The 9,335-nt window shown below is 61.8% G+C and carries 8 protein-coding genes and 2 pseudogenes; 6 read left to right on the forward strand and 4 right to left on the reverse strand.

The features are described from left to right. Positions 1–56 precede the first annotated feature (56 nt). Positions 57–1,499, reverse strand: a complete 1,443-nt coding sequence (gene zwf, locus ACK1U9_RS07040; RefSeq protein ID WP_085601080.1) for a glucose-6-phosphate dehydrogenase — start codon at positions 1,497–1,499, stop codon at positions 57–59. 103 nt (positions 1,500–1,602) lie between these two features. On the opposite strand from zwf, the gene hexR reads away from it, so the two are divergent. Beyond that, a complete protein-coding gene (hexR, locus tag ACK1U9_RS07045; RefSeq protein WP_011536461.1) occupies positions 1,603–2,469 on the forward strand; it encodes a transcriptional regulator HexR in 867 nt (288 codons plus the stop codon). A gap of 212 nt (positions 2,470–2,681) precedes the next feature. Next, positions 2,682–2,900: a PA3496 family putative envelope integrity protein gene (locus ACK1U9_RS07050; protein WP_080958475.1), complete on the forward strand. Its 219-nt coding sequence runs from the start codon at positions 2,682–2,684 to the stop codon at positions 2,898–2,900. On the opposite strand, the gene ACK1U9_RS07055 is transcribed toward ACK1U9_RS07050, so the two are convergent. After that, entirely contained in the window at positions 2,842–3,804 is a 963-nt protein-coding gene (locus ACK1U9_RS07055) for a LysR family transcriptional regulator (protein ID WP_085601081.1), read from the reverse strand. The genes ACK1U9_RS07050 and ACK1U9_RS07055 overlap by 59 nt on opposite strands. Before the next feature lie 189 nt (positions 3,805–3,993). Between ACK1U9_RS07055 and ACK1U9_RS07060 the strand changes: the two genes are divergently transcribed. The 4 genes and pseudogenes from ACK1U9_RS07060 to ACK1U9_RS07075 all read left to right on the forward strand — a co-directional run bounded on the left by ACK1U9_RS07060 (position 3,994) and on the right by ACK1U9_RS07075 (position 8,095). Then, complete coding sequence (locus ACK1U9_RS07060) at positions 3,994–5,409, forward strand: acetyl-CoA carboxylase biotin carboxylase subunit (protein WP_013974837.1); 1,416 nt, start codon at positions 3,994–3,996, stop codon at positions 5,407–5,409. Between the two features lie 11 nt (positions 5,410–5,420). Next, positions 5,421–7,229: a sodium-extruding oxaloacetate decarboxylase subunit alpha gene (gene oadA / locus ACK1U9_RS07065; protein ID WP_085601082.1), complete on the forward strand. Its 1,809-nt coding sequence runs from the start codon at positions 5,421–5,423 to the stop codon at positions 7,227–7,229. Positions 7,230–7,317: 88 nt separating this feature from the next. Continuing rightward, positions 7,318–7,848: pseudogene (locus ACK1U9_RS07070) on the forward strand (type II toxin-antitoxin system HipA family toxin); the annotation flags it as partial. After that, a pseudogene (locus ACK1U9_RS07075) lies at positions 7,818–8,095 on the forward strand (helix-turn-helix domain-containing protein). The pseudogenes ACK1U9_RS07070 and ACK1U9_RS07075, both read left to right, overlap by 31 nt. 50 nt (positions 8,096–8,145) lie before the next feature. Here the strand turns inward: ACK1U9_RS07075 and ACK1U9_RS07080 are convergent. Together ACK1U9_RS07080 and ACK1U9_RS07085 are read right to left on the reverse strand one after the other, a co-directional pair. Continuing rightward, positions 8,146–8,817 carry a GNAT family N-acetyltransferase gene (locus ACK1U9_RS07080; RefSeq protein ID WP_085601083.1) on the reverse strand — a complete coding sequence of 224 codons (672 nt, stop codon included), beginning with the start codon at positions 8,815–8,817 and terminating at the stop codon, positions 8,146–8,148. Between the two features lie 7 nt (positions 8,818–8,824). Next, complete coding sequence (locus ACK1U9_RS07085; protein ID WP_046615352.1) at positions 8,825–9,271, reverse strand: GNAT family N-acetyltransferase; 447 nt, start codon at positions 9,269–9,271, stop codon at positions 8,825–8,827. Between the last annotated feature and the right edge of the window lie 64 nt (positions 9,272–9,335).

Consider the following 9,335-nt stretch of genomic DNA (forward strand, 5'->3'; position numbering starts at 1 on the left):
CAGCGCGCTGGGGCTACTTTCTGCCCTTTCGCCTGACACGGGAGCAGGGCAGTGCTTCAGCTATGCCAGTGCCTGCCGTGCCTGGCCAGCAGGCTGTTGGCTTGCTCCGGCCCGTTACTGCCTGCCGGGTAAGGGCGCGGTGCCTGGAAGTGCTCTTCACAGCCCTTGATGATCGGGTCGATCCAGGCCCAGGCCGCTTCCACTTCATCGCGGCGCATGAACAGCGTCGAGTCGCCCTCCAGTACATCCAGCAGCAGGCGCTCGTAGGCGTCCCAGCGGCGGGTCTGGCTGAACACCTGGGCCAGGTTCAGATCCAGGTCCACAGGTTCCAGGCGCATGCCCTTGCCCGGGCTCTTGGTCATCATGCGCAGGCTGATGCGTTCGTCCGGTTGCAACTGGATCAGCAGCTGGTTGACCTGGCCACCGTTGAACAGCTCGTGGGGCACCGGCCTGAACTGGATGACGATCTGCGATGAGCGCCGTGCCATGCGCTTGCCCGTACGCAGGTAGAAGGGCACGCCCGCCCAGCGCCAATTGTCGATGTGCGCCTCGATGGCGATGAAGGTCTCGGTGTCACTGTCGTTGTCGACGTCCTTTTCGAAATAATAGGCCGGCACTTCCTGGCCGCCGATGCGCCCGGCGCCATACTGGCCGCGTACGGTCTTGTCCTGCACATCCTGGCCAGTGATGGGCTTGAGAGCCCGCAGAATCTTCACCTTCTCGTCACGCACCGCTTCGGCTTCAAACTGCGCGGGGGGCTCCATGGCCACCAGGCATAGCAGCTGTAGCAAGTGGTTCTGCAGCATGTCGCGGGTCGCCCCGGCGCGGTCGTAGTAGGCGCCGCGGTTCTCTACCCCCAAGGTCTCGCATACGCTGATCTGCACGTGGTCGACCTGGTTGTTGCGCCACACCGGCTCCAGCAGGGCGTTGGCAAAACGCAGGGCCATGAGGTTCTGCACGGTTTCCTTGCCCAGGTAGTGGTCGATGCGAAATACCTGGTTTTCCTCCAGCACTGCGCCAATCGCTTCGTTGATGGCGGTAGCCGATTCCAGCGAGTGGCCGATCGGCTTTTCCAGCACGATGCGCGCTTCGGCGTCGGCCAGGCCGGCGTTATGCAGGTGCTTGGCAATAGGCACGAACAGGTTGGGAGCGGTGGCCAGGTAGAAGATGCGCGTCAAGCCGCCGGGCTCGCCCAGGTAGCGCGCCAGGCGGCCGAAATCGGCGCTTTGCGAAGCATCCATGGCGAAATAGTCGACTCGTGCTGAAAACCGCTGCCAGACCTCTTCGTCGAAGTCGTTGCGGGCAATCTGTGCCCGGCAATGGCGCTCGGCAAGCTTGAGATAATCGTTACGTGGCAAGTTGCGTCGTGCCAGCGCGATGATCCGCACGGCGTTGTTCAAACGGGCCTCGCGAAACAGGTGGTAGAGCGCCGGAAGCAATTTGTGCAGGGCCAGATCGCCGGTGCCGCCGAAGACCAGAATGTCGCAAGGAATAGTCAAACCACCACTCTCCACGTTCGTTTAACTGGGCGGGTTGGCGTCCATGTAGTATAACTACAAGAAAGCTACAACCCGGCCAGCCGATCATAACCGAGTCCAGCCTGTGAATCTGTTGCAACATATCGCCCAATCGCGCCACCTGCTGCGCAAATCGGAACTCAAAGTAGCCGACCACGTGCTGCTCGACCCGGCTGCCGTCATGCACAGCTCCATGGCCGACCTGGCGCACAGCGTGGGTATCAGCGAACCGACCATCGTGCGTTTCTGCCGCGCGATCGGTTGCTCGGGCTTCCAGGACCTGAAGCTGAAGCTGGCGCAAAGCCTGGCTGCGGGAGCCAGTTTCGGCCAGTTCGCTATCCATGAAGACGACTCGGTCGCCGACTACAGCCTGAAGATCTTCGACACCACGCTGCACACCCTTATGGAAGTGCGCGAGCACCTGGACCCGCAGGCGCTGCAGCAGGCAGTGACCGCCATGGCCCAGGCGCAGCGCGTGGAGTTCTATGGCTTTGGCGCCTCCGGTGCGGTAGCGGCCGATGCCCAGCACAAGTTCTTCCGGCTGCTGCTCAGCGCGGCAGCCTATTCCGACCCGCACATGCAGGCGATGTCGGCGGTGACCCTGAAGCCGGGTGATGTGGCGGTATGCATTTCCCAGTCGGGCCGTTCCAAGGACCTGCTGATCACTGCCAACCTGGTCCGTGAGAGCGGCGCCAACCTGATTACCCTGTGCCCCAGCCAGACCCCGCTGGCGGAGCTGTCGACGGTCAACCTGGCGATCGACGTGCATGAAGACACCGAAATCTACACCCCACTGACTTCGCGTATTGCCCACCTGGTGGTGATCGACGTGCTGGCCATGGGCGTGGCCATGGCGCGCGGGCCGAGCCTGGTCAACCACCTGAAGAGCGTGAAGCGCAGCTTGCGCAGCCTGCGCTTGTCGCCCAAGTCGATCAAGGCTACCGACGACTGAATTCTTCCTGCACTGGCCTCTTCGCGGGCTTGCCCGCTCCCACAGGGATTGCGCCAATTTCAACAGGTGCACAGTACCTGTGGGAGCGGGCGAGCCCGCGAATGGGCCAGCACAGGCAGTAAAAATTCACGGTTTTGTCACCATTCCACAGCCAAACCGTAAACCATCAAAGCCAGTCTGAAACTCCCCGCATCCTATCAGGGAGACAGGCAATGGCTCGTGACTTCGACGGTACGTACCAACCCAGCGCCAAGGCTCGCAAGCAGCAGGAAAAGGATCAGCGCCGCATGGAATACCGCCGCGCGATCGAGAGCTATTGCGACCAACGTCAACTGCTTCGCGAACTCGTGGACTACCCCGAGCTGCGAGAGCTCACGGTCTGGCAGGCGTCGGCAGCAGCTTCCCCGAAAAACGCTCAACCAGTGCGCTGATCAGTGCACGTTCGCTACGGATGAACGCCAGGAAGGCCAAGGCCACCGGCGACTGCCGTTTGGCCTTGGACTGCACCACGCACCAGCTGCGGTACAGCGGTAGTTCCTCCACAGGCAGCTCCCTCAGCACCCCGGTGGCCAGCTCCAGGTTGACCGCATGGCGGGTAAGCAGGGCAATGCCAAGGCCGGCAATCACGCACTCGCGCTGGGCGTCGGCCGAAGCCACCTCCAAGGTCTGGGTGAAATGCACGCGCTTGTCCTTGAAGTATTCCTCGCAAGCCTTGCGCGTGCCCGAACCCTGTTCGCGGACCAGCAGGGTATGAGGCTCCAGGTCCTGCAGGCGCAGTTGTTCCAGCTTGCACAACGGGTGCTCGGGCGGCGCCACCGCGACGATCGGGTTGTTGAGGAATGGCAGAAACTCCAGGCCCATGTCCTGCGGCACCATGGACATGATGATCAGATCATCGCGGTTGTCCGAAAGGCGGCGGATGGCCTGGGCGCGATTGACCACCGTCAGGGTCAGGTTGACCTCCGGGTGACGCTGCTTGAAGGCCGCGAACAGGTGTGGCACGAAGTACTTGGCACTGGATTCGATAGCCAGTTTCAACTGCCCCTGCAATGAGCCCTGCATGTCCGACAACTGCATGTCCAGGCTCTCCAGGCGCCCGAAGATATCGCGGCTGGCGCGTTGCAGGGCCTCGGCAGCTTCAGTCAGGTAGAGTTTTTTGCCCACGTACTCGAACAGCGGCTGGCCGATCAGCTCTTCGAGCTGGCGGATCTGTAGACTTACGGCGGGTTGCGTCAGCGCCATCTCTTCCGCCGCACGGCTGTACGAACGCAAATCGCACACCTCGTTGAAGATCTGTAATTGACGCAAAGTCATACGCATCAAGGACTTACGCATTTTTATCCGCCCTTCGGCAACACCTTGTTACCGCACTATAAGCTTTTGCTAATACAGCCCCTAACAAATATTGATTTTTGTTTATCAACCTACAGCGCTAGGGTGAATGTGCGACTGGCCAGCAACGTCTGGTCACGCGCCGACCGGTAGAACCGGCTCGACTGTTCCTACGGCTTTGGGAAGACTCCAGTGATAAAAAAAATCCTGATCGCCAACCGGGGTGAAATCGCAGTTCGGATTGTCCGTGCCTGCGCCGAAATGGGCATTCGCTCTGTCGCGATCTATTCCGATGCCGACCGTCATGCCTTGCACGTCAAGCGCGCCGACGAAGCCCACAGCATTGGTGCCGAGCCGCTGGCCGGTTACCTGAACCCGCGCAAGCTGGTGAACCTGGCTGTGGAAACCGGCTGTGATGCCCTGCACCCGGGCTATGGCTTCCTGTCGGAAAACGCTGAACTGGCAGAGATCTGCGCCGAGCGAGGTATCAAGTTCATCGGCCCGGCCGCCGAGGTCATTCGCCGCATGGGCGACAAGACCGAAGCGCGTCGCACCATGATCGCCGCCGGTGTACCGGTAACTCCGGGTACCGAAGGCAACGTTGCCGATATTCACGAAGCCCTGAGCGAAGGTGACCGCATCGGTTACCCGGTCATGCTCAAGGCCACCTCTGGTGGTGGCGGCCGTGGTATTCGCCGTTGCAACAGCCGTGAAGAACTGGAACAGAACTTCCCTCGCGTCATCTCCGAGGCTACCAAGGCCTTTGGTTCCGCGGAAGTGTTCCTGGAAAAGTGCATCGTCAACCCCAAGCACATCGAGGCGCAGATCCTCGGTGACAGCTTTGGCAACGTCGTGCACCTGTTCGAGCGCGACTGCTCGATCCAGCGCCGCAACCAGAAACTCATCGAAATTGCCCCGAGCCCCCAGCTCACCCCCGAGCAGCGCGCCTACATCGGCGACCTGGCGGTGCGTGCGGCCAAGGCGGTCAACTACGAGAACGCCGGTACCGTGGAGTTCCTGCTCGCCGATGGCGAGGTGTACTTCATGGAAATGAACACCCGAGTGCAGGTGGAGCACACCATCACCGAGGAAATCACCGGTATCGACATCGTCCGTGAGCAGATCCGCATTGCCTCGGGCCTGCCGCTCTCGGTCAAGCAGGAAGACATCCAGCACCGCGGTTACGCGTTGCAGTTCCGCATCAACGCCGAAGACCCGAAGAACAACTTCCTGCCCAGCTTCGGCAAGATCACCCGTTACTACGCCCCCGGCGGCCCGGGCGTGCGTACCGACACGGCGATCTACACCGGCTACACCATTCCGCCGTTCTACGACTCCATGTGCCTGAAACTGGTGGTGTGGGCGTTGACCTGGGAAGAAGCCATGGACCGCGGCCTGCGGGCCCTGGACGACATGCGCGTGCAAGGGGTGAAGACCACCGCCGCGTACTACCAGGAAATCCTGCGCAATCCGGAATTCCGTAGCGGCCAGTTCAACACCAGCTTCGTCGAAAGCCACCCTGAACTGACCAACTACTCGATCAAGCGCAAACCCGAAGAGCTGGCCCTGGCCATCGCTGCCGCCATCGCCGCCCACGCAGGCCTGTGAGGAACCCCATAATGTCCAAGAAAATTCACGTAACCGACACGATCCTGCGCGACGCCCACCAGTCCCTGTTGGCCACCCGCATGCGTACCGAAGACATGCTGCCGATCTGCGACAAGCTCGACAAGGTCGGCTACTGGTCGCTGGAAGTCTGGGGTGGCGCCACCTTCGACGCCTGCGTACGCTTCCTCAAGGAAGACCCGTGGGAGCGCCTGCGCAAGCTGCGCGCGGCGCTGCCCAACACCCGCCTGCAAATGCTGCTGCGCGGCCAGAACCTGCTGGGCTACCGCCACTACAGCGACGACGTGGTCAAGGCGTTCGTCGCCAAGGCAGCGGTCAACGGTATCGACGTGTTCCGCATCTTCGATGCCATGAACGACGTACGTAACCTGCGCGTGGCCATTGAAGCGGTCAAGGCTGCCGGCAAGCACGCCCAGGGCACCATCGCGTACACCACCAGCCCCGTACACACCATCGAAGCTTTCGTGAACCAGGCCAAACAGATGGAAGCCATGGGTTGCGACTCGGTCGCGATCAAGGACATGGCCGGCCTGCTGACCCCGTTCGCCACCGGCGAACTGGTCAAGGCACTGAAGGCAGAGCAGTCGCTGCCGGTGTTCATCCACTCCCATGACACTGCCGGCTTGGCCGCCATGTGCCAGCTGAAGGCTGTGGAAAACGGCGCCGATCACATCGACACCGCCATCTCCAGCTTCGCCTGGGGCACCAGCCACCCAGGCACCGAGTCGATGGTTGCCGCGCTCAAGGGCAGCGAATTCGATACCGGCCTGGACCTGGAACTGCTGCAGGAAATCGGCCTGTACTTCTATGCCGTGCGCAAGAAGTACCACCAGTTCGAAAGCGAGTTCACCGCTGTGGATACCCGCGTGCAGGTCAACCAGGTACCGGGCGGCATGATTTCCAACCTGGCCAACCAGCTCAAGGAGCAGGGCGCCCTAAACCGCATGAACGAGGTGCTGGCAGAGATCCCGCGCGTGCGTGAAGACCTCGGCTTCCCGCCGCTGGTGACCCCGACCTCGCAGATCGTCGGCACCCAGGCGTTCTTCAACGTGCTGGCCGGCGAGCGCTACAAGACCATCACCAACGAGGTGAAGCTGTACCTGCAAGGCGGTTACGGCAAGGCCCCGGGTGTGGTCAACGAGCAGCTGCGCCGCCAGGCGATCGGCAGCGAAGAAGTGATCGACGTACGCCCGGCCGATCTGCTGAAGCCGGAAATGGCCAAGCTGCGTGCCGACATCGGCGCCCTGGCCCGTTGCGAAGAAGACGTGCTGACCTTCGCCATGTTCCCGGACATTGGCCGCAAGTTCCTCGAAGAACGCGAAGCCGGCACTCTGACCCCTGAAGTCCTGCTGCCAATTCCTGAAGCGGGCGCAGTAGCATCCCACAGCGGTGAAGGCGTACCGACCGAGTTCGTCATCGACGTGCACGGCGAAACCTACCGTGTCGACATCACCGGTGTGGGCGTGAAGGCCGAAGGCAAGCGCCACTTCTACCTGTCGATCGACGGCATGCCGGAAGAAGTGGTGTTCGAGCCGCTCAACGAATTCGTCGGTGGCGGCAGCAGCAAGCGCAAGCAGGCCAGCGCCCCGGGCCACGTCAGCACCACCATGCCGGGCAACATCGTCGATGTGCTGGTCAAGGAAGGCGACATGGTCAAGACCGGGCAGGCTGTGCTGATCACCGAAGCGATGAAGATGGAGACCGAAGTGCAGGCGGGTATCGCTGGCAAGATCGTGGCCATCCACGTGGCCAAGGGCGACCGCGTGACACCGGGCGAGATCCTGATCGAGATCGAAGGCTGAGATAAGCCCTCATCTACTGGCGGTTTACCTCGGGGGAGCGGATGCTCCCCTTTTTTTATGTACCGACTCACGCTCCAATTACATGACTCTGGAGTACGCCTACGAGCAGGGCGCGGCCATAGGTGGCGCGACAGGCGCCGGTGGAGAGGCGCCAAAGCTGCTGATGACCGAAGATAAAAACGGCCACCTGTACCCGGACGCGGTGCTTGCGGATGAGAGGGCCTGTCGCCATTGGTTCATCAAGTTCGCCAGGCACCAGGCCTTGGCCGATGATCAGGAGATCCTGCGGGCCGAGTACCTCTATTACAGGGCGTTGCAGCAGCTTGGCATCGAGACGGTGGCCAGTGAACAGACGAAGTGGCCCGCTTTGATCGAAAGAGCAGGCGAAATCGACTGGCAGGCAGCCTGTGTTGCGCTGGCCGAATTCATCGATCCGGATGAGGCTTACCAGCGTCTGCGTCAGGAGGCCCGGCACCTATTGGCATTGCCTGATATCTTGTCCGGCCTTGGGCTCCCGGAGGTAGTGATGAATCACCCGTCGATTGCGCTGGGCAAGCTCGAGCGCCGAATGGCGGAGTGGGGGTTGGCATGGCGGTTTCCATCGATGCCCGAGGTCTGATGATCGATGGCGTGCGCGAAGGTATTGCCGACGGCACAATCGAGCTGGGTGCTGCCGTTCGCCGCCTGCGCGTAGAAGTTGCAAAGATGCAGCAGACCCAGTTTGCGCTGATGTGCAAGATTTCCGTGCGAACGCTCATTCAGATCGAGCAGGGGACGGTAACCCCACGCTCAAATCGTTGAACGCGGTATTCAAACCGTTCGGTTTGCAGATGGGCGTCGTCAGGCGTGCGAGCCCGATCAGATAACCGGGCTTGCACCGATCGCGGGCCTGCCGGCCCGTGATCGGTTATGCCGTTCACCCCCTACGGCAGTCCTCAAGTGTCCGCACCTGGCCTTGCGGCCGCTGGTTCTCTTCACTCAACCAGCGCTCGAACGCGGTCGCCAGCGCCGGCCACTCCTCATCGGTAATCGAATACCACGCCGTATCTCGATTGTGGTCCTTCACCACCAGGTGCTTGCGGAACACTCCTTCATGAACAAAGCCAAACCGCTCAGCCGCACGCTTGGAGCGTGCGTTGGCGTTGTTGCACTTCCACTCCAGCCGGCGGTTGCCCAGCTCGAAGCCCAGCTTGCCCAGCAGGTACACCGCCTCGGTGCCCTTGGGCGTACGCTGCATGGCGGCGCCGAAGGCGACGTGCCCGATTTCGATGCGGCCGTGGTCGGGCACGATCGACATCAGGCTCAGGATGCCTTGGGCCTGGCCGCTGGGGCGGTCGATGACGGTGTAGAACAGCGGGTCGCGGCCAGCGGCGTTACCTTCCAGCCAACGGTCGAAGGCGGCACGTTCGGTGAATGGGCCATAAGGGAGGTAGTCCCACAGCACCGGGTCGGCCGCCGGGCCTTGCAGCACCTCCCAGAGGTCTTCGCCATGGCGCGCCGGGTCGAGCTTTTCCAGGCGGATGAAGCGGCCGTCGATGGGCTCGGCCTGGGGGGCTGCGGCGGGTTTCCAGTTCAATGCGTCGGTCATGTTCGGTTCAGAACTCTTTGCGGAATTGGATGAAGCCCGAGCGCTCGGCAACCTGTTGGTACAGACTGATGGCGGTGGCGTTGGTCTCGTGGGTCAGCCAGTGCACCTTACTGCAGTTTTCGGCCTTGGCTGCAGCGTAGACATGCTCGATTAGCTGGCGGCCGATACCCAGGCCACGTTGCATGCTGTCTACGTACAGGTCCTGCAGGTAACAGGCGTTGCCGATACTCCAGTTGGTACGATGGTAGATGAAGTTGACCATGCCCACTGCCTTGCCATCGACCCAGGCCAAGGCCGAATGGGTCGGTTCGTTCGGGTCGAGCAGGCGTTGCCATGTGCTGAGGCTGACCTCCTCGGTCAATTCGGACTCATAGAAGTGCAAGTAGGCCTGCCACAGGGCCTGCCAGGCAGCATGGTCTTGGGTGGTGACAGGGCGCAGGGTAACGCTGGACATGGGCTATTCCTTCAGAGTTGGCGCATGTGCGCCGCGAGTTGGTTATCCAGGTAATCGGGGCTGG

It is taken from the genome of Pseudomonas sp. XP1 (genome assembly GCF_053557675.1).

Bases quoted from the DNA above. Each gene is read 5' to 3' on its own strand.
- ACK1U9_RS07080 (WP_085601083.1), bottom strand. From the start codon at position 8,817: ATGACCGACGCATTGAACTGGAAACCCGCCGCAGCCCCCCAGGCCGAG.
- ACK1U9_RS07055 (WP_085601081.1), bottom strand. From the start codon at position 3,804: ATGCGTAAGTCCTTGATGCGTATGACTTTGCGTCAATTACAGATCTTC.
- ACK1U9_RS07050 (WP_080958475.1), top strand. From the start codon at position 2,682: ATGGCTCGTGACTTCGACGGTACGTACCAACCCAGCGCCAAGGCTCGC.
- oadA (WP_085601082.1), top strand. From the start codon at position 5,421: ATGTCCAAGAAAATTCACGTAACCGACACGATCCTGCGCGACGCCCAC.
- ACK1U9_RS07085 (WP_046615352.1), bottom strand. From the start codon at position 9,271: ATGTCCAGCGTTACCCTGCGCCCTGTCACCACCCAAGACCATGCTGCC.